This is a genomic window from Prevotella sp. P5-92, from assembly GCF_002251245.1.
Classification (GTDB): Bacteria; Bacteroidota; Bacteroidia; order Bacteroidales; family Bacteroidaceae; genus Prevotella.
Genome location: NZ_NPJG01000001.1, coordinates 1 through 26593, shown reverse-complemented (window position 1 = coordinate 26593; position 26593 = coordinate 1). Strand labels below are relative to the sequence as shown.

Here is a 26593-nt window from a genome sequence, read left to right as displayed (position 1 = left end):
TTTTGATGTTTGACGTTTGCTGTATTTAATGAAGAGTGAAGAATAAGTTCTCCGTTCATTCTTTATTCTTCACTCTTCATTTACTTAGTTAAAGCAGCTCTCTCCATGCTCGTAGATGTCGAGACCTTCTTCTTCTATTCTCTTATCCACTCTCAGACCTGCTATCTTCTTTATACCAAAGAACATTATCACTCCGGCAATGGCTGCCCATGCGTCGATTGCGAGAACACCGAGACACTGAGCTCCGAAGAAGCCCCAACCACCGCCGTAGAGAGCACCGCCGTCAAGGGCAAGAAGACCGGTCATGATGGTTCCGAAGATACCACATACTCCATGAACAGAACTTGCGCCGACGGGATCGTCAATATGCAACTTACTGTCAATAAACTCGATAGAGAACACGAGAAGGACACCTGCCAAAAGACCAATTATGGCGGCACCGAAAGGACTGACAAGGTCGCAGCCAGCCGTGATTGCCACAAGACCTGCAAGCACACCGTTCAGTGTGAGCGAGAACGAAGGTTTGCCGTACTTTATCCAAGAGGTGAACATCGTGCCTATTCCGCCAGCTGCTGCAGCAAGGTTGGTAGTGAGGAACACGTGCGAGATAGCCGTGCGATTGACTTCGCCTGAAGCTGCAAGCTGAGAACCAGGGTTGAAGCCAAACCATCCAAACCAAAGAATGAACACACCTAAGGCAGCCGCCATGAGGTTGTGACCAGGAATGGCACGGCTCTTGCCGTCCTTGCTGTATTTACCGATACGCGGACCGAGAGCTATGGCACCGATGAATGCCAGCACGCCACCAACGGAGTGGACGATAGCCGAACCCGCAAAGTCGTGGAATGTGGCACCGAAGGTATTCATCATAAAGGAACCGTCTTCGCCATTGCAAAGCCAACCGCCTCCCCAGGTCCAGTGTCCTGATATAGGATAGATGAGCAGCGAGATGAATACCGAATAGACACAATACATCGAGAACTTCGTGCGCTCTGCCATCGCTCCCGACACGATAGTAGCCGCAGTGGCACAGAACACAGTCTGGAAAATCAGAAATCCTTCAGTTGGCAGGTCGCCCTCATAGAACGAGATGTCGCCGAAATTTGGCATTCCGACAAAGCCCTCGCCTCCATTACCGAACATAAAGCCAAAGCCGACCAGCCAGAACAGAAGCGAACCGAAGGTGAAGTCAACGAAATTCTTAAATAAGATATTTGCCGTGTTCTTACTACGCGTGAAACCAGCCTCACACAAGGCGAATCCTGGCTGCATAAAGAAAACCAGCATTGCTGCAAGCAGCATCCATACCGTATCTACAGAGAGTGACAAGTCTGTCACCGGATCTGTCGCTAAAAATATGTTTGTCATAATCGTATGCGTTTAAATTTGTGTTGTATATATAATAATGTGTTGGTGTGTTGTGTTTGTGTTGCTTCATCCCGTACTTAACGGGCGTTATCCATTCTCCGTATTATTTCTCTTGCTCTGCATTATAAAGTGCTATATCGCCACGCTCAGCAGTGCGTATGCGGATGGCATCCTCGATAGGGATGATAAAGATGCGTCCGTCACCAACCTCTCCGGTATGTGCTGCATGCTGAATGGCGGCTACGGTCTTCTCTACATTCTTGTCGCGAACAACGACATTGATCAATACACGCTCGATACAACTCGTATCGTACATCACGCCACGGTATATCCTTGCCTGGCGCATCTTTCCTTCGCCTCTGACATCGTAGTATGAGAACCACTCGATGTCTGCAGCGAGCAGAGCTTCTTTTACATCCTCAAATTTCGTCTTACGGATGATTGCTTCAATCTTTTTCATAATATGTCTCCTATTTAAATGATTATTGACATTTTGTTATCTTTCGGGTGCAAAATTACTACTTTTTGACATAATACACAAGTGTTTTTAAGCAAAACGACAACAAACATAACAGTTTCTTAACAATATATCAATATCTATATTACAGCTCTTACAGATTATATTAATTTATATTCAGTTTTCTTACAATTTGATAGAAAACGTTATTTTCTTGAATAATAAGATCCGAAAACTCTTGATTTATCTGTCAAATTGTTGTAACTTTGCAGCGGAATTAAACAAAAGAACAATATAAAATATTAGAAAGTTAACAAAATGGCAACAATTGTAAGATTCACCAAAATGCATGGCGCCGGCAATGATTATATATATGTTAATACCTTATTATATAATATACCCGACCCAACGAAAGCAGCAATAGCATGGAGCGCCCCTCACACAGGAGTGGGCAGCGACGGACTGGTGCTGATAGGTGAACCTAACATGCCAGAGGCCGACTACTCGATGAGGATATTCAACGCCGACGGCTCTGAAGCCATGATGTGCGGAAACGCATCACGTTGCATCGGAAAATACCTCTTCGAAAAAGGACTGACCGACAAGACCGTTATCAGGTTGCTGACGCTCTCGGGAATAAAGATCCTAAACCTGCATCTCGACAAATCGGGAAAGACAGTGGAGAGCGTGACTGTAGATATGCTCGAGCCTGTACTTGCCAACAAATCGCAACTGGCAAGCGAGGATGGGTCGATGACCGACGGACTTGTTGACGTCGTAGATACTGAATTTAGAGGCACATTCGTATCGATGGGCAATCCTCATTTCGTGATCTTCGTGGACGACATATCTTCCATCGACGTAACAAAATACGGGAAAGCCCTTGAATACGACTCGCTTTTCCCAGAGAGATGCAACATTGAGTTTGCACAAGTGCTCGGCGACGGAAGCATCCGCACACGAGTATGGGAACGTGGCAGCGGCATAACAATGGCTTGCGGAACAGGAGCTTGCGCTACAGCCGTGGCGGCAGCGGTGACAGGCCGGGCATCCAGAAAGAGCGACATTGTGATGGACGGCGGTACGTTACATATCGAATGGAACGAGGCTGACAACCATGTCTATATGACAGGACCTGCGGCTTTCGCCTTCGAGGGAGAGATAGCGCTACCAGAATAACAAAGGCAAAACTTCAACAACAATAAAAAGAATCAAGAATAATATGGCATTAGTAAACGAACACTTCCTTAAGCTGCCAAACAACTACTTGTTTGCAGACATTGCAAAAAAAGTCAACGCCTTCAAGGTGTCACACCCTAAGGCAAGCGTCATAAGCCTCGGCATAGGCGACGTTACAAGACCTATCTGCCCTGCGGTATTAGAAGCCATGCACAAGGCTGTAGATGAGATGGGAGAGAAAGCCACTTTCCGTGGTTACGGTCCCGAACAAGGCTACCAGTTTCTACGTGAGGCAATAGTAAAGAACGACTTCCTGCCACGAGGCATACACCTCGACCCAAGCGAGATATTCGTTAACGACGGTGCAAAGAGCGACACAGGCAATATTCAGGAGCTGGTAAGATGGGACAACAGCATCGGTGTCACCGACCCTATTTACCCCGTATATATCGACTCTAACGTGATGATAGGCAGGGCAGGTGTAGTGGAGGACGGCAAATGGAGCAACGTTGTATATATGCCTTGCACAGCGGAAAACAATTTCACTCCGGCATTGCCCGACAAGAGAGTTGACATCATATACCTCTGCTATCCCAACAACCCGACGGGAGAGGTGATAACGAAGGAAGAACTGAAGAAATGGGTGAACTACGCCATAAAGAACGACACGCTCATCTTCTACGACGCAGCATACGAGGCTTACATCCAGGATCCTGATATTCCTCATTCAATATATGAGATAAAAGGAGCAAGAAAGGTGGCCATCGAGTTCCACAGCTACTCGAAGACAGCGGGATTCACGGGAATAAGATGCGGCTATACCGTCGTTCCAAAAGAACTCACAGCCGCCACACTCAAAGGCGATAGAATAGAGCTCAACCATCTGTGGTATCGTAGGCAGTGCACCAAGTTCAACGGCACAAGCTATATCAGCCAAAGGGCAGCCGAAGCTATCTATACGCCCGAAGGCAAAGAGCAGATCAAGGCTACCATCGACTACTACATGAACAATGCCAAGCTGATGTACCGCACTCTGACAGAACTCGGCCTTGAGGTATATGGCGGAAAGAACGCTCCATACCTGTGGGTGAAGACTCCCAACGGAATGGGCAGTTGGAAGTTCTTCGAACAGATGCTTTACGAAGCTCATGTGGTCTGCACACCTGGAGTGGGATTCGGTCCTGCAGGCGAAGGATATATACGTCTCACAGCCTTCGGCGACAAAGACGACTGCATAGAGGCAATGGAAAGGATAAAGAAGTGGCTGAAGTGACATTCACCGACACAGACATAAATCAACACAAACAATAAAATATTTACGATTATGAAGAACTTGAAAAGATTGGGCTTCACAGCCATGATGATTATGGCGGGAGCAACAGCGATGACAGCACAGGACGAAGTGGAAGCAACAGTATCAGCCGACGTAGTAAACCAGTATATATGGCGTGGTACGAAATGTGGAGAACTAAGCATTCAGCCTACGTTAGGCGTTGCATACAAGGGACTATCTCTCTCGGCATGGGGAAGTACAGAACTGAGCAACTGGGGTGGCTCAAAGGAGTTTGACCTCACCATCGCTTACTCTACAGGCGGATTCAACATCGGCATCACCGACTATTGGTTTGACGGTGGCAGCACGAAATACTTCAAGTATGAAGCTCATTCCACCGCACACATCTTTGAAGCCAACATAGGCTATGACTTCGGTCCGTTGGCCATCCAGTGGTACACCAATTTTGCAGGTTCTGACTATAAGGGTGATGGCGATCGCGCCTACTCGTCGTACGTGGAACTCAACGCACCGTTCAAACTCGGCGGTCTTGACTGGAATGCCACTGTAGGCGCAGTGCCTTTTGAAGACAACGGGGTATATGGCGGATGCGACAAATTTGCAGTTACAAACCTTACGCTCAAAGCATCAAAGGAACTGAAGATAACAGACACATTCTCTGTCCCAGTGTTTGCACAGGTAACAGGAAACCCACACGACCAGAAGGCATATTTCGTATGTGGATTCACACTTGTACCATAAGGAATAAAATAACATCAACAATAAAAACTTTAAAACAATGGCAAATTTAAGATTTCAGGTTGTAGAGGAGGCATTTAAGAAAAGACCCCTCGCCGTAGAGGCCCCCAAAGAACGTCCCTACGAGTATTTTGGCAAATATGTCTTCAATCGTGAGAAGATGTACAAGTATCTGCCAAAGAACGTTTATGAAAAGCTTATTGACGTTATAGACAATGGAGCTCGCCTCGACCGCAGCATGGCTGACGCCGTTGCATCTGGCATCAAGCAGTGGGCTGTTGAAAATGGCGTGACACACTATACTCACTGGTTCCAACCACTCACCGAGGGTACAGCCGAGAAGCACGACTCCTTCATCGAGCACGACTTCAAGGGCGGTATGGTAGAAGAGTTTTCTGGCAAGCTGCTCGTACAGCAGGAGCCTGACGCTTCTTCATTCCCTTCAGGTGGTATCCGCAACACCTTCGAGGCTCGCGGCTATTCGGCTTGGGACCCCACATCACCCGTATTCATCATCGACGACACACTTTGCATCCCAACCATATTCATCTCTTACACTGGTGAGGCTCTTGACTACAAGGCTCCGCTGTTGCGCACACTGCACGCAGTGAATGTTGCTGCAACTGACGTTTGCAAATATTTCTACGACGACGTGAAGAAGGTGCAGAGCAACCTCGGTTGGGAACAGGAATACTTCCTCGTGGATGAGGGTCTCTACTCTACCCGACCCGACCTGCTGCTCACTGGTCGCACACTGATGGGTCACGACTCAGCAAAGAACCAGCAGATGGAAGACCACTATTTCGGTACCATTCCTGACAGAGTACAGGCATTCATGAAGGATCTTGAGATTCGCGCTCTCGAACTCGGCATTCCTTGCAAGACTCGTCACAACGAGGTTGCGCCAAACCAGTTTGAGCTTGCTCCAATCTTCGAGGAGACAAACCTTGCCGTTGACCACAACATGCTCCTCATGTCGCTCATGAAGAAGGTGGCCCGCAAACACGGTTTCCGTGCCCTGCTCCACGAAAAGCCATTCGCCGGCATCAATGGTTCAGGAAAGCACAATAACTGGTCGCTTTCTACCGACACTGGCGTACTGCTTCACGCTCCAGGCAAGACTCCTAAAGACAACCTTCGTTTCGTGACATTCATCGTCGAGACACTGATGGGTGTATATCGTCACAACGGACTACTCAAGGCGTCTATCATGAGTGCCACAAACGCTCATCGTCTGGGTGCCAACGAGGCACCTCCAGCAATCATCTCTTCGTTCTTAGGCAAGCAGCTTACCGAACTGCTCGACCACATTGAGACGGCCGATACTGACGACCTGTTCAATGTGGCAGGCAAACAAGGTTTCACCATGGACATTCCTGAGATTCCTGAATTGCTTATCGACAATACCGACCGCAACCGTACATCTCCATTTGCGTTCACTGGTAATCGTTTCGAGTTCCGTGCCGTAGGTTCCGAGGCTAACTGTGCATCGGCCATGACCGCCCTCAACGCTGCTGTAGCAGAAGCTCTTGTTGACTTCAAGAAGCGTGTTGACGCTGCCATTGCATCTGGTGTAGATCAGACAAAAGCCATCGTTGACGTTCTTCGCGCTGACATCAAGACCTGCAAGCCTATCAGATTTGACGGTAATGGATATAGCGACGAGTGGGTTGTAGAGGCTACTAAACGCGGTCTCGACGTGGAGAAGAGCTGTCCGAAGATCTTCGAGCGTTATCTCGACGACTCAAGCATAAAAATGTTTGAAGGCCTTAACATCATGACAAAGAAGGAGCTTGAGGCACGTAACGAGGTGAAATGGGAGACATACACAAAGAAGATCCAGATCGAAGCACGTGTGATGGGCGACCTCTCGATGAACCATATCATTCCTATAGCCACCCACTACCAGTCGATGTTGGTGAAGAACGTGCAGAACATGCGCAGCATTTACCCTGCCGAGAAGGCCGACAAACTGTCTGAGCGCAACTTCAAGCTCATCGAAGAGATAGCTGAACGCACGCAGACCATAGAAAAGGGTGTTGACGAGCTCATCGCTGCCCGCAAGGTGGCAAACAAGATTGAGAACGAATACGACAAGGCTGTTGCCTACCACGACACCGTGGCTCCAAAGATGGAAGAGATTCGTTATCAGATCGACAAACTAGAGCTCATCGTCGAAGACGACCTCTGGACATTGCCAAAGTATCGTGAACTTCTGTTCATCCGATAATTGACAATAATAAACGATACGCAGACAATCTATTTCTTTTTTTGGTTGTTTGAAGTTTGCGACGGGGAATGGCTGTGAAGCTGTCCCCCGTTTTCTTTGTCCTTTATTCTTTCCTTATCCACAGTTTCCGTCGTCTCTAACAGCTCATGTCACAAAAATAGTGAAAAAACATCCCGTTATTCATCTTTTCTACGTTTTTTTATTACTTTTGCATAAGAATTATACATCAAGACAATACACAGGAGGTAAAAGACATTGAAAGTATTTCATATCATATCGCATTTTGACTTGGGCGGTGCAGAACGTGTGGCGGCAAACATTGCAAAGAGCAAGACCAAAGGCATCGAAAGCCATATAGTAGAAATGATGCGGGGAAAGTCGGAGTTCACCAGTCAGTTCATTGAAGAACTAACCACGAGCGGTATCACATGTCATAGGGCATGGATGCCTGACGCGAGATGGCATTTCGTTTTCGAACGCCTGGCGGCTCTTCTCTTCCCATTAAGGTTCCTGCTGATATGGTGGAGATGGCGTCCCGACGTCATACACACTCACACCGAAGCTCCCGACATGGGCATCGTGCTGACCATGAGACTATTCCCATGGATTTGCAAACGCTGTAAGATAGTGAGGACCATTCACAACAACTGTCTGTGGTCGGGCCAACAGCGCATTGGTGAGGCATGCGAGCACTTTTTCAACCTCCATGATTCAAACATCGCCATCTCTGACTCTGTCAGACGTTCATACTTTGAGCGCTATGAACATGACACACCTATTATATATAATGGTGTTGCCGAAACCGCCCAACGGGAATACGGGAATCTGAAAAAAGACAAGAGAAACATCGTGTTTGCCGGAAGATATGAAAGACAAAAAGGCATCGACATCCTTGTAGAGATAATAAGCCGAATGAAAGACGACAAACGATACCACTTTCACTTGTTTGGCGATGGCAGCATGAGACACTTTGTAGAGGAAAAGCTCGGCTGTCAGCAAAACGTAAGCCTCAACCCTCCTCTCTTCGGGCTATCCTCCTTTCTGGCCTCGTTTGACTATATGCTGATGCCATCGTATTTTGAGGGTCTAAGCATCGTGGCTATAGAAGCGTCGATGGCACGACTGCCTAACATTATCAATTCTTGCTTTGGACTGGAAGAAACATTGCCCGCGACATGGCCTTTGAAGGTGAAAGACAACGATATCAACAGTTACATGACATTGTTCACGGATGTTATTCCATCGTTGTCACACGCCGAGATAGCAAACGAAGCCTATGTTTATGCGGCACGCCATTTCTCGATAAGACAGATGCAGGAAGCATACGAACGCATCTATTTCCTGAAATAGGCAATACACTCTTCAAGTATCTTTACTTTTGCCACTTTCATCACGACAAAATAAAGCGATGCAGCAACGACAATCCTTACGGGAAGAAGCAGCCTCGGATCGGCAATGGCCGAAGTGACGAAATAGGTCGTTGTCATCACCGCTGCAGCGGCAAGCATAAACGGCAAAACGTCAGACAGCGCCTCGACGAAAGTCACGCCGATGAGTTTGCGTACATTCCATTGCCATACCGCAAGCCATGCTACAGTAAAGACGGTGTATGCAACCACCATACTTACGATGCCTTGACTATGAAAAAGCAAAATGATGATGAGCTGGATTACTATCTGCCCGATATTGCACCACATGTAGATATCAGACCGTCCCTGGGCGATAACAAGATGCTGATAAAGTGTATAGAAAGTGAGAAAAGCACCGCCTATACACAGTGTCTTGAGCAGAGGTACGCTACCCAGCCACACGTCGGAGATGGTGACAAGTATCAGTTCTTCAGCCACTAACGACATTCCAAACAGAGCGGGGAAAGCGAGGAATGCAGTAAATCGAAGCATCTTCCTGAACACCCGGCGCTCACGGTCGGGGTCGTCGCTAATCTGCGCAAGCACAGGCTGAGCCACTTGTTCTATCGTTCCCGAGATGGTGGTTGAAGCCATGGTGTTCCACTTCGACGCCTGAGAATAATTGCCCACAGCCTTCATCGGGAACAGATTACCGAAGATGAACGTAAGTATATTGTTGTTTATTGTATTGATTATCGAGGTTATCAACACCTTGACGCTGAAGGGGAACATCGTCTTAACGGGAGTAAAGTCTATCTTCAGCGTAGGCCGCCAGATATGACGGGTAAAGAAGTAACGGCAGACGTTCTGCACGAAAGAGAACGTGACGGTCTGCCAAGCAAGACTCCAGTAGGCATATCCAAGATAAGCGAGCGATAATCCCACCATGCCCGACGTCAGCAATGCCACCATTCCAGTTATGGCTCGTTCGCGTGCCATGATACGCTTGAACATTATGGCATTGCGTGTGATGCCGAAGGCTGAGATAAGCACGCCAAGGAACACAAACCGCGACAGGCGTGTCAACTCTGGCGTGTGAAAGAACCATGCGATAAGCGGAGCGGAGAAAAACAGCATCACATAACATGCCGATCCGGCAATGATATTAAACCAGAACACTGAGTTATAGTCGTTGGCCGTAGGTTGCTTGATATTGGTAAGTCCCTGTGTAAAACCGCTGCTCTGGATATTTCCGGCGATGAGGGTGAATATCGTAAGCACACCCACGATGCCATAATCGTGAGGTGTAAGCATACGTGCGAGAAAGATGCCAAACACAAGGTTCAGCAGCTGCATAGTGCCACTGTTCATAGCTCCCCAAAACAGGCCTTTGGCAGTTTTCTCTTTCAGTGTATCCATCTATCTTGTCGTTTTTGCTTGCAAAAGTACAATAATTATCCGACATTAGACAAAAAACCACCTTATTATTTTTGTTGAAAGAGAAAAAAACGCTAACTTTGCCGGGGAATATGCGTGCAGCTATTGTCATGCGCAATGAAAAGACAAATATAATGGACATAAAAAACATAAAGCAGAGATGGAACGCCACGATACTCGACATACTCAAAGCGTTCATTGACATCTGCAAACGTCACGACTTGACATTCTATTGCTGTGCAGGCACGGCAATAGGTGCCGTGCGCCATCACGGCATCATCCCATGGGACGACGACATCGACGTCATCATGCCTCGGCCCGACTACGACCGTCTGCTCGAGATAAGCAAGAGCGAAGACTGGGGAAAATACGAGCTGGTCACTCCATACGACAGGGACGATTATCCCCTTTACTTCTCTAAGATCTCCGACCGCACCACCACGCTCGTCGAAGAGCGTGAGCGTCCTTGCGTCATAGGTCTCTTCGTGGACATCTTCCCTCTCGACGCCACCGACGACGACCTTGACGAGGCGAAAAGGCTGAAAGACCGCTACACGAAAGTCATCAACCGCCTTAATGCCGTTTCCACACACAACACCTTTGCGGAATATATCTCGCTACTCGCCGACCCGAAAGAATGGGGACGTTTCGCAATAAAGACGGCGGCATACTTCTTTCGCAGTCCCATCCGCCGCCGCCTGTTGGCGCAGATGGATGCCATAAGCCATCTCTACGACTACGACAAGGCCAAGAACGTACAAGTATATACGGGCTCGTATGGCTATCGTGAGACATTCCCCAAAGCATGGCTCGGACGGGGAAAGATGTTTAAGTTTGAAGATATTGAAGTGCCGCTGCCAGAGGAATACGACAAGTATCTAAGGCATTTCTTTGGCGACTATATGCAGCTGCCGCCCGTGGAACAGCGCATAGAAAAACATCATCGCGCGTATCTCAACATGGATCGCCGCGAGAGTATCGAGGAGATAAGGAAACACTCTGACATAAAGATATAACAACAGATATGAACTACGCTCTCATTATTGCCGGAGGCTCCGGCAACCGTATGGGTCAAGACATACCCAAGCAGTTTATGCACGTTGACAACTGCCCAATCATCATTCATACGATGCTTGCGTTCCAGCGTCATCCCGACATCGACGGCATCGCCGTGGTGTGTCTCGACGGTTGGCAAACAGTGTTGCAGTCATACGCCAACCAGTTTATGGTGACTAAGCTGAAATGGATATTCAAGGGCGGCGACAACGGTCAGGAATCAATCCACAATGGCATATACGGGCTGAAAGATGCCGGCATAAAAGACGACGACCTCATCCTCGTCCACGATGCCGTACGCCCGTTGCTATCACAAGACATCATATCCTCTAACATTGCCATCTGCCAACGTTATGGCTATGCCATCACTGGCATAAAATGCCGCGAGGCGATACTCGAGAGCGACGATGGCTTCTCGACCGAGACGAGCATCCCGCGCGACAAGCTCATCCGCACCCAGACGCCACAGACTTTCCGTCTCTGCAATCTCATTGCCGCCCACGAGGAAGCTGCGCGACGCGGCATCACCAACTCAGTGGCTTCTTGTACCCTTATGGCGGAATTAGGTGGACGCGAGATGCATATCGTGCCCGGTTCGGAGAAGAACATCAAGGTCACGACGGTAGAAGACCTTGAGATTCTCAAGGCTTTGATGCATGTGGAAAAAGAGAGTTGGCTGAAATAACATATAAGATGAAAGACTATTTTGACGACATAAGGGAAGCGGCGGCAGAGCAGTTGCCATGGGAGAAACTTGAGGGGAAAAACATCCTTGTCACTGGCGCCACGGGCCTCATTGGCGGTTGCTTGGTCGAAGTACTAATGGCTCGGGAGGGAGGCTATCATGTCTATGCCGCTGGGCGCGACGAGGAGCGGGCCAGACAGCGGTTTCTTGATTACACATCAGACAGAAGGTTTCATTTTCTGAAGTTCGACGTCAGCCTCCCACTTCAGTCAGACATCACGTTCCACTACATCGTTCATGCTGCATCCGGCGCATCGCCGTCGGCTTTCGCCACCTCTCCCGTCGAGGTGATAAAAGCCAATATCCTTGGCGTGTCAAACCTGCTGGACTATGGCATCGACCACTCTCTTGAGCGCATGTTGTACGTATCGTCGGGAGAGGTCTATGGCGAAGGAGGCGCAACCATCGACACGCCTGACGGAAAGGCTTTTGACGAAACAGACAGCGGTTATGTGGACTGTGCCACGCAGCGTGCCTGTTATCCATCGTCGAAGCGCGCCGCCGAGACGCTTTGCATATCTTACTGTGCTCAGTATGGCGCCGACGTGGTCATCGCCCGCCCGTGCCATGTCTATGGTCCTTTTTTCACCTGCCACGACAACCGCGTCTATGCCCAGTTTCTGCGCAACGTGATGCGTGGCGAGGATATTGTCATGAAGAGCGACGGCAGCCAGTTCCGTTCGTGGTGTTATGTAGTTGACTGTGTGCGTGCCCTTCTATATATATTGTTAAAAGGTGAGAAGGCTTCGGCATACAACATAGCAGACGCGGGCAGCAACGTCTCCATTCGCCAGTTGGCAGAAACGATAGCTTCTTTGGGCGGCAGGCGTGTGGTAATAGAAAAGCCCGACACCAAGGAGGCATCGGGCTATAATGTAGTAAAGAAATCTATTTTTTCCACCTCAAAGCTCCAACGGTTAGGTTGGACGGTGGAGGGAGGCATGGCGGAAAAGTTATCCCACCTGGCTTCCTGCCTTCACCTCTCTTAACGTTGTTGTCACGCTGAGGCTTCCGTCGAAGTTGACGGCAGACAGGATCATGCCCTGGCTCTCTATGCCCATCATCTTGCGTGGCGCGAAGTTTGCCACGAAGAGCACATCCTTGCCCACGAGGTCTTCCGGCTCATAATATGCAGCTATGCCGCTGAGGATGGTGCGGTCGGTACCACTACCGTCGTCGATGGTGAACTGTAGCAGTTTCTTCGACTTCTTCACCTTTTCGCATTTGAGAACCCTTCCCACACGGATGTCGAGTTTCTCAAAGTCGTCGAACGACACTTCTGGTTTTATTGGCTCAGCCTTGTAGGCGGCAGCCTCGTTGGCCTTCTTTGTTGCCTCGAGCTTGTCGAGCTGCTTTTGTATCGTCTCGTCGTCAATCTTCTCAAACAGCAGTACAGGCTCGCCAAGCTGATGTCCAGCCTTGAGCAGGTCGGTGCTTCCGAGCTGTTCCCATTCGTAGTGGTCCACGTTAAGCATCTTCAGCAGTTTCTCGCTGCTGAACGGCAGGAATGGCTCGAAGGCGATGGCGAGGTTGGCGCAGAGCTGGAGCGAGATGTTGAGAATGGTCTCCACACGCTTCATGTCGGTCTTTGCCACCTTCCATGGCTCACAGTCGGCAATGTACTTGTTGCCTATTCGTGCGAGGTTCATGGCCTCTTTCTGTGCGTCGCGGAACTTGAACTGGTCGAGCAGTTTCTCCACGTTTTTCTTTACGTCCTTAAATTCCTCAAGGGCCTTACGGTCTATCTCCTCAAGCTCGCCGCAGGCAGGAACGATGCCGTTCCAGTATTTCTTTGTGAGCTGCAGGGCGCGGTTGACGAAGTTGCCATATACCGCAACGAGTTCATTGTTGTTGCGATCCTGGAAGTCTTTCCATGTGAAGTTGTTGTCTTTTGTCTCGGGAGCGTTGGCAGTGAGCACATAGCGCAACACGTCTTGCTTGCCAGGGAAGTCAACGAGATACTCATGGAGCCATACTGCCCAGTTGCGCGATGTGGAAATCTTGTCGTTCTCGAGGTTGAGGAATTCGTTTGAAGGCACGTTGTCGGGCATGATGTATCCGCCGTGTGCTTTCATCATCACGGGGAAGATGAGGCAGTGGAACACGATATTGTCTTTTCCTATGAAATGAACAAGTCGTGTGTCGGGGTCTTGCCACCACTTCTGCCATGTGCCCCAGCGCTCAGGGTCTTTGTCGCAGAGTTCCTTTGTGTTGGAGATATATCCGATAGGAGCGTCAAACCACACGTAGAGCACCTTTCCTTCAGCTCCTTCCACTGGCACAGGTATGCCCCAGTCGAGGTCGCGTGTCATGGCGCGTGGCTGGAGGTCCATGTCGAGCCACGACTTACACTGTCCATACACGTTCGGTCTCCACTCCTTGTGTCCTTCCAGTATCCACTGCTTCAGCCAGTCCTGATATTTTCCGAGAGGCAGATACCAGTTTTTTGTAGGCTTCTTCACGAGGCCGTGTCCTGGGTTGTTCTTGTTTGTGGGGTTGATAAGCTCGTCGGGTGAGAGTGTGGCGCCACATTTCTCACACTGGTCGCCATAGGCTCCCTCAGCTCCGCATCGTGGACATGTGCCGACGATGTTTCTGTCTGTAAGAAACTCACCGGTCACTTCGTCGCAGTACTGAAGCTCGGTTATCTCCTCCAGTTCGCCCTTGTCATAGAGAGTGCGGAAGAAGTCGGCTGCAAACTTGTGGTGAATGTCTGATGTGGTACGGCTGTATATGTCGAACGAGATACCGAAGTCCTCAAACGATTTCTTTATGAGCGAATGGTAGCGATCTACCACTTCCTGTGTCGTGATTCCCTCCTGGCGAGCCCTTATCGTGACAGGTACTCCGTGCTCGTCGCTTCCGCCGATGAACACCACTTCCTGCTTCTTCAGTCTGAGGTAACGGGCGTAGATGTCTGACGGGACATATACTCCAGCCAAGTGTCCGATATGCACTCCTCCGTTGGCGTATGGGAGTGCCGCTGTGATGGTTGTACGTTTAAATTTCTTATCTTCCATTTCGTCGTTTTTTAATTTCGGTGCAAAGTTAGTATAAAAAATCGATTAAGCGAAGTAAAAGAGAATTTATTTTCTTTTCTAAGCCTGAGATTTTTATCTATAAGAGCGAAAATGACAAAAGAAAATCCCGTTTTTCTTCAATACCTCTACAATTGCTGCTCTGTGAATATGAGAGCAGTAAACAAAGCAACGACATATCACTGTTGTTATTGTCTTATTGTCGAGTGTCGTAATTTTCTAATGACAACTATAATAATTGTATATAATTGCCTGCTGTAATTTACTAATGACACGTTTCGGTTTTATGTTCACCACTGCGGAACGTACATTCCGCAGTGGTGAACGTACATTCCGCAGTGGCGAACGTACATTCCGCAGTGCGGAATATAAAACCAACAAGGTATATAGATAAAATTATAATGGCTGTCGTTTATAAGTCTAAACGACTGCCATTATACATTTATAACTGCTGACCAGCCACCGCCATGTTTGAACATCATTCAGCAAACTGACTGAAATATCTGAGACAGGTGTCACGCCAGAGACGGGCGTTCTCTTCCTGAAGCTTCAGTCGTTGGTCAACCTCTTCAAAGCGTTGGTTATCGACGAAAGGCTTCATCTGATGCCATGTGGCGATGTGGCTTTCCACTGCCGACACTCCACGATTGTAGAGATAGGTCATCTCGCCCCAAAGCGTGCGGCCGCTCTTCATCCTATAGTTCCAAGGTAGATGATGGAACCAGAGAATATATTCCTCAGGACATGTGGCGAGGTTGTCGTACTCGCTGCAGAACGGTTCGCGATACTGGCTCACTGCACCAGTGCCATGGCTCGAACGGTCGAAACCGATGCCTTGGCGGTCGGCCTTGTGGTAGTAAACGGGTTTCCACTCGTCGGGGAAGTGCGGCTGGTTGCCGTCGGGTTCAGGACCATAGTGATGGTCGCCCTTGAAGATATGGTGAAGACCAAGAGGCATCATGTAGTCAACGCATGCCTCGCGGCTCTCTTTCATCACTGTTGTCATGGGCTCCACAAAGTCTTTCTCGCACGAGAAGGTCTGGCAAAGCCACTCGCGGGCTATTTCCTCCGACGACAGTTGCGGATTCCAAGCCAGACGACCGAAGGCATACCAGTTGGCCTGTGAGAAGTGGTGACCGCACCAGTTGGCGTCGTCGCCGATATTTGCCACTCCAGCAATGCCCACAAGAGTCTCGGGCTTAACAAACTGGAAGAACTCCTTCCACATTGGCGCAAGATACACGAGATGGATGCTTTGTCCGAGATACTCCTGAGTGATCTGCAGCTCGGCCATGAGCGGGGTCTTCTTCATCACGTCAAAAACCGGGGCGTATGGCTCGCGTGGCTGGAAGTCGAGCGGTCCGTTTTTGCTTTGGAGGATCACGTTTGTACGGAACTTTCCGTCTTCAGGAAGGAATTCCGTCACAGCCTGCTTCACACGGTCTTCGCCCTTGTGTTTGTTTCCATATACGAAGCATCGCCACATGATGATGCCTCCGTATGGCTTCACCGCATCGGCCAGCATGTTGGCACCTTCTGCGTGAGTGCGGTTGTAGTCGCCTGGTCCGGGTTGTCCTTCTGAGTTAGCCTTTACGAGAAATCCGCCGAAGTCGGGAATAGCCTTGTATATCTCTTTAGCCTTTGCCTTCCACCATTTTGCCACCTTCGGATCGAGAGGATCTGCCGTCTTTAGTCCGCCCTCAGCCATAGGCGAGGCGAAGTTGACAGAGAGATAAGTCTTTATGCCGTATTCGCGCAGGATATCGGCAATCACTTTCACCTTATTTATATATATAGTAGAAAGCATCTTTGGCGAAGCGTTCACATTATTGAGCACAGAACCGTTGATTCCTACCGACGCGTTTGCGCGGGCATAAGCCTCGATCTTTGCTCTCAACGAAGCCGAGCATTTCATCTTCTTTGCCGACAGGCCTTGTATCTCGTCCCACAGCCATATGCTATGTCCGGCATATCCACGTTCTATTGTTCCGTCGAGATTATCCCAATGGTTCAGTATTCTGAGGGAGAAGGCAGGGATATTGTCTCCGACAGCCATTGGCAGCATTGCCTCCTGTCTGCGTATCAGCTCCTGTGCGCCGTAATAGATGCCGGCAGGACAAGCCGCCTTGATGCATCCCTCTTCTATACGGAATCCGTCTTTCAGTTCCGTCATGCCATTATCTACCACGAGCGAGATGTCGTCGCCATGCCAATAGCGGTTTATCTCGTCGGCAGCCTTCTCGACGATGGTGTTACGATACTTGGGGTCAAACGAGGCCTTGATGTTTTTCGTCTTGTTGTGCATGGCCCGCAACCATAATCGCGAGCCGTCCTCCGCCACTACATTTGTCGTGCACATCACCATGCACAGAGCCAAAAATAATACTTTCTTCATATCAGACTTTTTTATTAATAATTTGGTGTATTGTTTTCTTTGTTGTTAGCATATTCGCTTGGCGACATGCCGAAGTGTTTTTTAAACACTGTCGAGAAATGAGTCTGGTTGTTATATCCCACGGTATATGCCACCTGTGTGATGTTTATCTTTCCTTCCTTGATGAGTTTTGCCGCCTGTTCGAGACGGATATTGCGGATAAACTCACTTGAAGTGATTCCCGTGATTTCTTTCATCTTGCGGTGGAGCTGCGCACGACTAAGCCCCACGTCGGCACTCAGTCGTTCGACGTTGAATTCTGGATCTGAGATATGTGCATTGACAGATTTCATCACTCTCTTCATGAGTATGTCGTCGTTGCCTTCCACCTTCAGTTCTTCCACCTTATCTACCTGATCCTGCTGTCCGGAATACTTTCCTTTTATTCGTCTGAAGTTGTCAACGAGATTGTCTATCCGTATCTGCAGTTCCTCGATACTGAACGGCTTGCCAAGGAAGGCGTCAGCTCCGCGTTTCAGTCCTTCGAGTCGGTCAGCCACCTCTGCCTTTGACGTGAGCAGTATGACGGGGATGTCGCTTATCTTTGCATTTGTCTTTATGGCACGGAGCAGCGAGATGCCGTCCATCTCCGGCATCATCACGTCAGACACCACTATGTCGTACCTTTGTTCTCCGAGCAATACCTTGATAGCTTCCTTACCGTTATGCACGATGGTAAACCTATAGTAGGCAGACAGTTCGTTATAGATATACTGTGCTATCTCCTCGTCGTCATCCACCACGAGTACCCTGATGTTCTTCGATGGTTGTTTTCTCTGTCCCTTTGTCTCTGCGTCAACCTCGCCTGCGGTTTCTATCTCTTCGGGTTTCAAGTGGTTGTTTCCTAACGGAATTGTCACCGTAAAGACAGAGCCTTGTATGCCGTCCTCTCGGTTAGAAGCCGTAATGTTTCCACCATGCAGGCACACAAGAGCATTACAGAGGTTGAGTCCGATGCCTGTGCCTACTGAAGACACCTCGCGTGCGCTCTTGCTCTGATAGAAGCGTTCGAAGAGTCTCTCCACCTTTTCTTCTCTCAGTCCTATGCCGCTATCGGTGACGGCGATCACTCCGTTCTTGCCGTCGTTGTCTATTGATATGGTTATAGAACCTCCGTCGGGTGTGTATTTGAAAGCGTTAGAGAGCAGGTTGGCAATCACCTTATCGAAGTGTATGCGGTCTATCCACAGCTTGAGGCTATCCACCTTTTTGTCCATCACGAGACTGATATTGCGTTGTTCCGCACGGAAAACATACGATTTCATCGAGTTTTTCACATATTCGGTTATCTCCGTCTCATTGCAGTGAAGCTTCATCTGGTTCTTGTCTATCTTTCTCTCGTCGAGTATTTGGTTTACGAGCAGCAACAGGCGCTGGGCGTTATGGTTTATAGTCTCGATATATTCCTTCCCATTGCCGTCGCCGATGATGGTCTTAAGACGTGACAGCGGTCCGAGGATAAGCGTCAATGGCGAACGTATGTCGTGTGTGGCGTTGATGAGGAACTGCATCTTTGCCTCTTCAAGTTCTTTTCGTTTATGCCTGCGATACATCACAAACGCCATTCCCACGACGGCCAATGCCATGAGCGCATATATAAGGTATGCCACGGTGGTATTGTACCAAGGATGTTCCACGTCGAGCACTATGGTCTTTGTGTTTTTCGACACTATACCATTGCACACTGCTCGGACCTCAAGACGATAAGTGCCTGGCATCATCCGGTTGAAATATATGGTGTTGCTTCCCTCAGGGATCGACGTCCATTCGTTGTTTTTGTTCAGCCTGTACTCAAATCTTATGTTTTGCGTATTGCTGTAGTCAAGCATCGAGAACTGCATGAGGAAGTTGCTGTCGCCATAAGGAATGGTAAACCTGTCTTGCTGGCAGTCTTCGTATCGTCCTGCCACGAAGAAGTTTGTCAGGTAAATCTCTCCAAGCGAGATGTTCATCCGCTTCACGTCATCGGGCTTGAAGGCGGTGATGCCATCGTTAGCGCCAAAACAAATAAAGCCATCTTTTTGTACCGCCGAGCCGCGACGATACTCTCTCGACATCAGTCCATATCCGTGTATATAGCTGAGGAATCTGTCTGTGCCGTGTTCGCATAGCCATATACCGTTTGATGTGCCGAGCCAGATATTATTGTCCTTATCGGCTATCACATTGTTTATCATCTTGCCGTAGAGCACGCTTGACGACTCCACGAGTTCTATCTTGTTTGTATCGTAACTAAAGCGGTATAGTCCTGAGTTTGTTCCCACATAGATGTTCCCGTCTCTGTCTTCGGCTATGGCAGTACAGTTGGTCTCGGGTAAGAGACAGTCGCCGTCGAACTTGGTGAATTCACCCGTCTTGGTATTCATTCTCGACACGCCTTTTGCCGTGGCTATCCACAACATTCCGCGGCGGTCTATCGTCATAGCCATTATCCAGTCGTTCCATAGATAGCCTTTGGTCTTGCTGTATTGGTTCATCGAAAAGCTTTTCGAAGTGCCTTTTTTCTTGTCATAGACAAACAGTCCCTTTCCAAAATTTGACACATACAGTCGTCCGGCCTTGTCTTCCACAAAGCAGCTCAACCCCCATCCGTCGAGGTTAGCCACGGGTGTCGCCTCCTCTCGTGCGGTATTGTACTTATACATCGTCTTTTCGGTACATAGCCAGTAGTCGCCTTCGTTGTCGCAGTATATCATTCCGGTTCCTACTGGTGCCTTAGGATGAGCCACGAGTGTGCCATTATTGTCAAAGACATATATTCCATTGTTCTGCATTGTACACCAAAGTCGTCCGTCTTTTCCCAAAGTCATCGACGAGAGTCCGCTACCGGTCTTGATATCGTTTGACGAGAACACCAGGCACTTGAATGGCTTGGGGGTGTTGTCTTTCTTGTACAATCCTCTGTTATAGCATGTTGTCCATATATTTTCGTTTTTGTCTATCAGCACGGCATTGGCATTGGCCGTAAGTAATATGTTGTCGGCGAAAGCCTCGACGAGCTTCGTGGTGCCGGCAGCTATCTTCATCAGTCCATTGCCCGAGGTACATACATAAAGGTTGTGGTGCTTGTCGTATCCAGCATTTCTTATCGACACATTATTATATAGTGCCGAGAGGTCATACCCTGCGTCTGTCAGCTTTCCTGTCTCCAAATCGTAAGCCATGATACCGTAAAGGCACACCACGAGCATTGTCCGTTTGTCTTTTTGCAGGAAACATACGGCTGCTCCGTATGGCAGCGAGAAACGTTCTGTTTTCACCGTATGATTATCTTTGTCAAGCAGATAGCGCGACAACTTCGCCTCGTGGCTTCCTCGCCACAGCCATCCTTTCGGATCGAAATACATCCTGTTGTAATAGTCCTCTTCGCTGTTCTGTAGCTTTGGCGACTCTGGCCTCAGCATATCGGTTCCCTTGCGTATGCTGAACAGGCCGTATCCGGAAGTGCCTATCAGCAGGCCGTTGCCGTTCTCGACTATCGACGACACACGAGGCGACAGGTCGCCGGGGAAGCTGTATCTCACAAAGCTTTGGCTGTGATAGTCAAATCTCGACAATCCATGGGCAGTGCCTACCCACAGCTGTCCCACTTTGTCAACATACAGCACGGAGATATCGCTGTCAGACACTGTCGTAGTGTCTTTATTGTCGGCAAAATAGTGCATGAAGTGGTAGCCATCAAACTTGTTCAAACCACACTCCGTGCCCACCCATATATATCCATAGTTATCTTGGCAGATGCAACTCACCGAACTACTCGTCAGTTCGTCAGACGTGTAAAGCCGTCCTGAGTCTGCCTTTGCCTTGACGCCTAATAACACATTAATTATTATCGTCAGAATCAATATTCGCTTCATAAGGTTGTCAGTTATCTTCCCTCTGTCAGTTAATGTTTATCTATCAAGCCGTGATACAGCTTACTTTCTGCAAAGGTACATCAAAAGAATCAAAAAGCAAAAAAAAAGAAGAACAAAATCGATAAAATGGGAGAAAATGTACCATTTTTTGCCTTTTTTTGTTACATGTACCCCATAGAAATACATCAAAACGCACAAATGAAACAAATTAAAATATAATAGTTACATTTTTTCTTGGAGAATAACTCGAAAACGCATTACCTTTGCAACGAAATTTAAATCCAATTAGGTTTTAAGGCTGTGCAGCAGTCTTTTTCTAAAGATGCAATGTTTCATAGCAACACGTTTTTTAAGTTAAGGTTAGTTTGTTTCGGTTTGCCCCCCGCCGCTGCTTCGGGAGAAGCTGCGGCGGGGGTAACTGAAAAAAAGACAATCCTCCGCTTATAGACATGACGAGACCTAATATATTATTTATCTTTCACGAATTTTAAACTTGAAACGAAATAACTTTAAACAATATGGGTATGACTAACACCAACATTGGAGAATCACGTGGATTCTACAAACTCTCATGGCTGCAGCGTATAGGCTTCGGCTCGGGCGACCTTGCCCAAAATCTCATCTTCCAGACTACATGTATGTACCTGCTGTTTTTCTACACCGACATCTATGGCCTCGACGCCGTCGATGTATCTGTGATGTTTACCGTAGGTAATGTGGCCAACGTCATCTGGGACCCCATCGTAGGAGCTCTTATCGACAAGAACAACCCAAGACTCGGCAAATACCGCGCCTATCTTGTCTTTGTCGGCATTCCGCTATCGGGTTTCGCCATCCTCTGTTTCTGGAACGGATTCGCGCCTTCGTTGCTCTACGCTTACATGACGTATATCGCCATGACTCTCCTTTATACCTTTATTAATGTACCTTACGGAGCCCTGAACTCGTCGCTCACACGCGACACCGACGAGATCACCATCCTTACCTCCGTACGTATGTTTATGGCTAACTGCGGCGGACTGGCAGTAGGTTCAGGCCTTCCACTGCTCATAGCTTACTTCACCAACGACAAGGCAGAAGGTCTGCCAAAAGACCCTCAGGCATGGTTTATCACCATGACCATCTATGCGTTGGTGGGACTCTTGCTTCTCTTGTTCTGCTTCTCGCAGTGTAAGGAGAAAGTGGTGATGAGTGCTGAGGAGAGCGCCAACGTGAAGATCAGCGACCTGTGGATGGAGTTCTTCCACAACCGTCCGCTGCGCGTCATTGCCTTCTTCTTCATCACCGCCTTTGCCATGATGTCTATCGGCAACGCCGCTGGCGCATACTTCATCAATAGCAACATGCACGGCAGTCCCGAGCAGCTGTCTATCTTCATGGGACTCGGCTCTGCTCCTTCGTTCATCTTCATGCCTTTGGTACCTATGATAAAGAAGGCTGTAGGCAAGAAGAATATGTTCTACATCTTCCTCACCGTAGCTATCATCGGTATGACCATCCTCTATATCGTGGCAAAGATGGATAACCCGAGCATGACCTATGTCTATATCGCACAGTTTATCAAATCTACCGGTGTCATCGTGGCTACCGGATACATGTGGGCTCTCGTGCCTGAGGTAATCTCTTACGGCGAATATGTCAGCGGCAAGCGCATCGCCGGCATCGTGAATGCATTGACCGGTATCTTCTTCAAGGCCGGAATGACCCTCGGCAGCGTGGTGGCTCCAGCCATCCTCGCATACGTGGCTTACAACCCCAAGGAGGTGACACAGACTCCGTTGGCTGAGGAGGGAATCCTCTGGCTGGTGTGCGTACTGCCCGCCGCCCTTCTGCTGCTCGCCATCTTCATCATCTCGAAGTATGAACTCACCGACGAGAAAATAGACCAGATAAATAAGGAAATAGAATCAAGGAATATTTAATCCAAAGGAGAGTGGAGTGAGGAGAGTGGAGTGAGAATAGTTTTACCCTTACAAAATGCGGTGTCGGTATTCTCTCTCCTCTCTCCACACTCCTCACTCCTCATTAATACACGCTTATGAAAACAGTAAAACGTTATCTCTTTCCTGCCGACTATATGGCAGACCCATCAGTTCACATCTTCGACGGCAAGATTTATATCTATCCCAGCCACGACTGGGAGGCGTCGAACGTTGAAAACGACAACGGCGACCAGTACATCATGAAGGACTATCATGTCCTCTCTATCGACGGCGACCCTATGACGGGCACCGTCACCGACCATGGTTGCGTGCTCCGTCAGGAGGATATTCCATGGGCAGGACGCCAGCTCTGGGACTGCGACGTACAGGAGTATGTACAGGAAGTACCAACAAATGCCGAAGAGCAGGCTGCTGGCATGGGCTACAGCAAGAAGGTGAAGAAATACGTTATGTACTTCCCTCTCAAAGACCGCAACGACGTGTTCCACTGGGGAACAGCCATCGCTGACAATCCCGCAGGCCCGTTCATCCCTCAGCCAGCTCCAGTGGCTGGAAGCTACAGCATCGACATGTGCGCCTTCCGCGACGATGCCGACGGCGAGGTGTATGTGTATTTCGGCGGTCTCTGGGGCGGTCAGCTTCAGCGCTATAAGGACAATATCCATCTCGAGACACCACACCTGCCTGAAGGCAAGGAAGATGCTCTGCCAAGCCGTTGCGTACGCCTTACCAAAGACGGCATGAACTTTGCCGAGGCTCCACGCCCCATCCTCGTGGTTGACAACGAGGGCAACCCACTGAAGGCCGACGACCCACATCGTTTCTTCGAGGCTTCGTGGATGCACAAGTACAACGGAAAGTATTATTTCTCTTACTCTACCGGCGACTCTCACCTCCTGTGCTATGCCGTGGGCGACAATCCTTACGGACCGTTCACTTACCAGGGTGTGATCCTCACTCCTGTAGTAGGTTGGACCACTCATCACGCCATCCTCGAGTATGAAGGCAAGTGGTATCTCTTCCACCACGACTCTGTACCATCAGGCGGCAAGTCTTGGCTCCGCTCACTGAAGGTTTGCGAGATTGAATACGACGCCGAAGGCAAGATACAGACCATTGAAGGCATCGATGAATAACTCACAATAAAAAACGACGACACCCTACTCTCACAGTCAAGTTTGAGTAGGGTGTCGTTTTTTTTCAGTATCTTTACTTTACTGCCGCTGGTCTCCAGCATTGAAGGAAACGCATCACTTTCTTCCTGTCGTAGCTATCGCCACTCTCAAGGAAACTGCTATCTTGCGTGTGCAGCACCTTACCGTCAGCGTCGAGCACCACCATCACGGGGAAACCAAACCTCACGGGATTGCCAAGTTTCGCCATCGCCTTCAACATATCTCCGTTATCTGTTCCACGACGATAGTTCACGTGGATATATACATAATTGTCGGCCACCGTGTTACTTATATCCTGGTCGGCCTCAATAAAGGCAGCAAAACGCAGACACCACACGCACCAGTTTCCGCCCACTTGGCAAATCACGTGTTTTGCCTCAGCCTTGGCCACGGCGAGAGCCGAGTCAATCTGTTCCACACCATTGCGTTTCTCGTCATACACGCGTTTCAGTCCTTGCGCCTCCACGCCCTGCAGCATAGTCAGGACGACGGCTGCAATCATCAGTCTTTTCATTGCTCTATCTTTTTTTGTAAATCCATTATCCCAGCCTATCTTTTGCAAGAATGGAATAATAAATAATGTCAATAATTCGTGATACTCAGCAAAAGTACATGTTTTCAACCATCGGCGCAAGTGTTTTGTCGAATTATTATTGTTTATTAACAGTATCATCGGCTCAAATGATGCATTATTTCGGTTATTATTCTTACCTTTGCATGAGTTCTAACATAAAGTAGATTTTGCAACTAAGGATTTGAAGGAGTATAAACACTATTTACAAATATGAAAACAAAAGAAAACATCGAATCGCTTTTCAACAACCTAAAGACTTGGATTGAGTTTCCAAAATATCAGGCAGAAAGAAGACTTGACGTGTTCTTCGGCCTGTATCTTGAGGATATCCTGAAGAGATGCCGCAACGAACTGTTCAGAAAAGAAGACCATCTTGTCTTAATACCGGAATTTCCTCTTCAGAAAAACGACACAAACAATGAATGCACAAATATCGACTACCTGGTGTTCAACACCACGAAACAAAGTGTGCATGCCATTGAACTGAAGACTGACAATCATTCTATTGACGATGAACAGATAAAATATTATCACAAATTCAAAGACAATATTGAACTGAAAGAACTTTTCGATTTCGTCAAAAGGCCAAGAACAGGAAGAAGCGGGAAGAAATACAAAGCACTGTATAAATACATCAAAGACAGTGCATTGGAAGACTGCTCCACTAAGGGCAATGTAATTTATTTACTGCCATTGGAATTGCAAACAATAAAAGACGAGGGATTCGACTCTATCCCTTTCTCTGAGATAGTTGAGAAAATGAAACCTTACACATCTGAAGATGAGTTGTTAGACTCGTTCTTGGATTGTTTGAGTCACATAGGCCTACAAGAACAGGAAAAGGAGAACAATAGACGACGTCGTTCTTAAGCAAACGCATAGTAACACACTGCAAACATGAACATCAATTAAGCAAGACCATGGAGTTTTTTACACATCGAGAAGGCAAGTCGTCACGTCATCTGTTCTCGTTCAGCCCCTCGTCGTATAACGATGGCTTATTTCGCAAGATATTGCGGACAGGTATGGTTATGGTGATTGGAACTTCACAAATAGAGAAAATCCGTGACCTCATCCATAAACTGCCAATAGAAGAGACAATCCTCATTTACTCCTCATGGGACGGATATTACAGAATCCCTGAGCAAGTAAAGGCCAATCCAAAATACAAGGAGATGCGCGATATGTTTCAAAATGTTGTTGACATCCACACCTCTGGACATGCCGACAAAGCCACAATACGAAAAATGATAGAAATAACAAATCCTAATGAAGTCATCTGTATCCATAAGGAGGCCGATGCGGAATTATGAAACCCTCGCAATATAAAGTCTATTTATTTTATCTCATTGGAAACTGTCTGATGCACATCAGAAGCCATCTGATGTTCGTCAGAAGGCTTCCGACAAAGAAACGACAATGTATGATTCTTCTTTCTTTCATTGATAAAAGTAAAAATCCCTCAGCTTGAGCATTAATGGATAAAAATTTATTCTCTTTTGATAAGATAGGCTGCATCTCGGAAATAAAAATATAAAAAGTTCCTTTTTTATTTTGTATTTCACTCGATTTGCACTATCTTTGCAGCGTATTTGCGACATGAAGTCGTACAGATAATTGTTCTTTGAAACTAATGAACCTCTTATTCCGTTAAGAGCAGCCTACCGAAGCGTGCGTAGTTGGCAACGACTGGGTGCGAAGCCTTCGGGACAATATGGC

19 protein-coding genes are annotated in these 26593 nt (G+C 48.1%); 12 read left to right on the top strand and 7 right to left on the bottom strand.

What is annotated here, in order from left to right; genetic code table 11:
- Nucleotides 1-84: 84 nt before the first annotated feature.
- Together CIK99_RS00095 and CIK99_RS00090 are read right to left on the bottom strand one after the other, a co-directional pair.
- Entirely contained in the window at nucleotides 85-1368 is a 1284-nt protein-coding gene (locus CIK99_RS00095) for an ammonium transporter (RefSeq protein WP_094378511.1), read from the bottom strand.
- A 103-nt stretch (nucleotides 1369-1471) separates the two neighbouring features.
- A complete protein-coding gene (locus CIK99_RS00090) occupies nucleotides 1472-1828 on the bottom strand; it encodes a P-II family nitrogen regulator (RefSeq protein ID WP_094378509.1) in 357 nt (118 codons plus the stop codon).
- A 315-nt stretch (nucleotides 1829-2143) separates the two neighbouring features.
- Between CIK99_RS00090 and dapF the strand changes: the two genes are divergently transcribed.
- From dapF to CIK99_RS00065, 5 genes are all read left to right on the top strand, one after another.
- Nucleotides 2144-3004 (top strand): diaminopimelate epimerase, encoded by an 861-nt coding sequence (gene dapF / locus CIK99_RS00085; RefSeq protein WP_094378507.1) that lies wholly within the window; start codon nucleotides 2144-2146, stop codon nucleotides 3002-3004.
- A gap of 43 nt (nucleotides 3005-3047) precedes the next feature.
- Nucleotides 3048-4277 carry an LL-diaminopimelate aminotransferase gene (locus CIK99_RS00080; protein WP_094378505.1) on the top strand — a complete coding sequence of 410 codons (1230 nt, stop codon included), beginning with the start codon at nucleotides 3048-3050 and terminating at the stop codon, nucleotides 4275-4277.
- 51 nt (nucleotides 4278-4328) lie between these two features.
- The gene (locus tag CIK99_RS00075) at nucleotides 4329-5039 is read left to right on the top strand and encodes a hypothetical protein (protein ID WP_094378503.1); all 711 of its coding nucleotides are present in this window, start codon (nucleotides 4329-4331) and stop codon (nucleotides 5037-5039) included.
- 37 nt (nucleotides 5040-5076) lie between these two features.
- Nucleotides 5077-7266, top strand: a complete 2190-nt coding sequence (locus CIK99_RS00070; protein WP_094378501.1) for a glutamine synthetase III — start codon at nucleotides 5077-5079, stop codon at nucleotides 7264-7266.
- A gap of 255 nt (nucleotides 7267-7521) precedes the next feature.
- Nucleotides 7522-8616: a glycosyltransferase family 4 protein gene (locus CIK99_RS00065; RefSeq protein WP_094378499.1), complete on the top strand. Its 1095-nt coding sequence runs from the start codon at nucleotides 7522-7524 to the stop codon at nucleotides 8614-8616.
- On the opposite strand, the gene CIK99_RS00060 is transcribed toward CIK99_RS00065, so the two are convergent.
- Nucleotides 8601-10034 carry a lipopolysaccharide biosynthesis protein gene (locus CIK99_RS00060; protein WP_094378497.1) on the bottom strand — a complete coding sequence of 478 codons (1434 nt, stop codon included), beginning with the start codon at nucleotides 10032-10034 and terminating at the stop codon, nucleotides 8601-8603. The two genes, CIK99_RS00065 and CIK99_RS00060, sit on opposite strands and share 16 nt — an antisense overlap.
- Nucleotides 10035-10186: 152 nt before the next feature.
- On the opposite strand from CIK99_RS00060, the gene CIK99_RS00055 reads away from it, so the two are divergent.
- From CIK99_RS00055 to CIK99_RS00045, 3 genes are read left to right on the top strand one after another with little or no spacing between them, the layout of a single operon-like run.
- Nucleotides 10187-11068 (top strand): phosphorylcholine transferase LicD, encoded by an 882-nt coding sequence (locus CIK99_RS00055; protein ID WP_094378707.1) that lies wholly within the window; start codon nucleotides 10187-10189, stop codon nucleotides 11066-11068.
- 8 nt (nucleotides 11069-11076) lie between these two features.
- A complete protein-coding gene (locus tag CIK99_RS00050; RefSeq protein ID WP_094378495.1) occupies nucleotides 11077-11793 on the top strand; it encodes a 2-C-methyl-D-erythritol 4-phosphate cytidylyltransferase in 717 nt (238 codons plus the stop codon).
- An 8-nt stretch (nucleotides 11794-11801) separates the two neighbouring features.
- On the top strand, nucleotides 11802-12842 hold the full coding sequence (locus CIK99_RS00045; protein ID WP_094378705.1) for an NAD(P)-dependent oxidoreductase: 1041 nt from the start codon (nucleotides 11802-11804) through the stop codon (nucleotides 12840-12842).
- Here CIK99_RS00045 and metG read toward each other — a convergent pair.
- The 3 genes from metG to CIK99_RS00030 all read right to left on the bottom strand — a co-directional run bounded on the left by metG (nucleotide 12807) and on the right by CIK99_RS00030 (nucleotide 21182).
- Nucleotides 12807-14873 (bottom strand): methionine--tRNA ligase, encoded by a 2067-nt coding sequence (metG, locus tag CIK99_RS00040; RefSeq protein ID WP_094378493.1) that lies wholly within the window; start codon nucleotides 14871-14873, stop codon nucleotides 12807-12809. The genes CIK99_RS00045 and metG overlap by 36 nt on opposite strands.
- A gap of 496 nt (nucleotides 14874-15369) precedes the next feature.
- Nucleotides 15370-17286 (bottom strand): alpha-glucuronidase, encoded by a 1917-nt coding sequence (locus CIK99_RS00035; RefSeq protein ID WP_094378491.1) that lies wholly within the window; start codon nucleotides 17284-17286, stop codon nucleotides 15370-15372.
- A gap of 14 nt (nucleotides 17287-17300) precedes the next feature.
- Nucleotides 17301-21182 carry an ATP-binding protein gene (locus tag CIK99_RS00030; protein WP_094378489.1) on the bottom strand — a complete coding sequence of 1294 codons (3882 nt, stop codon included), beginning with the start codon at nucleotides 21180-21182 and terminating at the stop codon, nucleotides 17301-17303.
- A gap of 524 nt (nucleotides 21183-21706) precedes the next feature.
- Between CIK99_RS00030 and CIK99_RS00025 the strand changes: the two genes are divergently transcribed.
- Together CIK99_RS00025 and CIK99_RS00020 are read left to right on the top strand one after the other, a co-directional pair.
- Nucleotides 21707-23104, top strand: coding sequence for an MFS transporter (locus CIK99_RS00025; RefSeq protein ID WP_094378703.1), 1398 nt, complete (start codon nucleotides 21707-21709; stop codon nucleotides 23102-23104).
- 116 nt (nucleotides 23105-23220) lie between these two features.
- Entirely contained in the window at nucleotides 23221-24261 is a 1041-nt protein-coding gene (locus tag CIK99_RS00020; RefSeq protein WP_094378486.1) for a family 43 glycosylhydrolase, read from the top strand.
- A 73-nt stretch (nucleotides 24262-24334) separates the two neighbouring features.
- Here the strand turns inward: CIK99_RS00020 and CIK99_RS00015 are convergent, their stop codons facing one another.
- Entirely contained in the window at nucleotides 24335-24814 is a 480-nt protein-coding gene (locus CIK99_RS00015) for a DUF255 domain-containing protein (RefSeq protein WP_094378484.1), read from the bottom strand.
- Nucleotides 24815-25084: 270 nt separating this feature from the next.
- Here CIK99_RS00015 and CIK99_RS00010 point away from each other — a divergent pair, with 270 nt between their 5' ends.
- Together CIK99_RS00010 and CIK99_RS00005 are read left to right on the top strand one after the other, a co-directional pair.
- The gene (locus CIK99_RS00010) at nucleotides 25085-25744 is read left to right on the top strand and encodes a hypothetical protein (RefSeq protein ID WP_094378482.1); all 660 of its coding nucleotides are present in this window, start codon (nucleotides 25085-25087) and stop codon (nucleotides 25742-25744) included.
- 50 nt (nucleotides 25745-25794) lie between these two features.
- On the top strand, nucleotides 25795-26187 hold the full coding sequence (locus CIK99_RS00005; protein ID WP_094378480.1) for an MBL fold metallo-hydrolase RNA specificity domain-containing protein: 393 nt from the start codon (nucleotides 25795-25797) through the stop codon (nucleotides 26185-26187).
- The last annotated feature ends 406 nt before the right edge of the window (nucleotides 26188-26593 follow it).

Coding starts and splice junctions, on each gene's coding strand:
- CIK99_RS00095 (WP_094378511.1), bottom strand. CDS start 1,368: ATGACAAACATATTTTTAGCGACAGATCCGGTGACAGACTTGTCACTC.
- CIK99_RS00090 (WP_094378509.1), bottom strand. CDS start 1,828: ATGAAAAAGATTGAAGCAATCATCCGTAAGACGAAATTTGAGGATGTA.
- dapF (WP_094378507.1), top strand. CDS start 2,144: ATGGCAACAATTGTAAGATTCACCAAAATGCATGGCGCCGGCAATGAT.
- CIK99_RS00080 (WP_094378505.1), top strand. CDS start 3,048: ATGGCATTAGTAAACGAACACTTCCTTAAGCTGCCAAACAACTACTTG.
- CIK99_RS00075 (WP_094378503.1), top strand. CDS start 4,329: ATGAAGAACTTGAAAAGATTGGGCTTCACAGCCATGATGATTATGGCG.
- CIK99_RS00070 (WP_094378501.1), top strand. CDS start 5,077: ATGGCAAATTTAAGATTTCAGGTTGTAGAGGAGGCATTTAAGAAAAGA.
- CIK99_RS00060 (WP_094378497.1), bottom strand. CDS start 10,034: ATGGATACACTGAAAGAGAAAACTGCCAAAGGCCTGTTTTGGGGAGCT.
- CIK99_RS00055 (WP_094378707.1), top strand. CDS start 10,187: ATGGACATAAAAAACATAAAGCAGAGATGGAACGCCACGATACTCGAC.
- CIK99_RS00050 (WP_094378495.1), top strand. CDS start 11,077: ATGAACTACGCTCTCATTATTGCCGGAGGCTCCGGCAACCGTATGGGT.
- CIK99_RS00045 (WP_094378705.1), top strand. CDS start 11,802: ATGAAAGACTATTTTGACGACATAAGGGAAGCGGCGGCAGAGCAGTTG.
- metG (WP_094378493.1), bottom strand. CDS start 14,873: ATGGAAGATAAGAAATTTAAACGTACAACCATCACAGCGGCACTCCCA.
- CIK99_RS00035 (WP_094378491.1), bottom strand. CDS start 17,286: ATGAAGAAAGTATTATTTTTGGCTCTGTGCATGGTGATGTGCACGACA.
- CIK99_RS00030 (WP_094378489.1), bottom strand. CDS start 21,182: ATGAAGCGAATATTGATTCTGACGATAATAATTAATGTGTTATTAGGC.
- CIK99_RS00025 (WP_094378703.1), top strand. CDS start 21,707: ATGACTAACACCAACATTGGAGAATCACGTGGATTCTACAAACTCTCA.
- CIK99_RS00020 (WP_094378486.1), top strand. CDS start 23,221: ATGAAAACAGTAAAACGTTATCTCTTTCCTGCCGACTATATGGCAGAC.
- CIK99_RS00015 (WP_094378484.1), bottom strand. CDS start 24,814: ATGAAAAGACTGATGATTGCAGCCGTCGTCCTGACTATGCTGCAGGGC.
- CIK99_RS00010 (WP_094378482.1), top strand. CDS start 25,085: ATGAAAACAAAAGAAAACATCGAATCGCTTTTCAACAACCTAAAGACT.
- CIK99_RS00005 (WP_094378480.1), top strand. CDS start 25,795: ATGGAGTTTTTTACACATCGAGAAGGCAAGTCGTCACGTCATCTGTTC.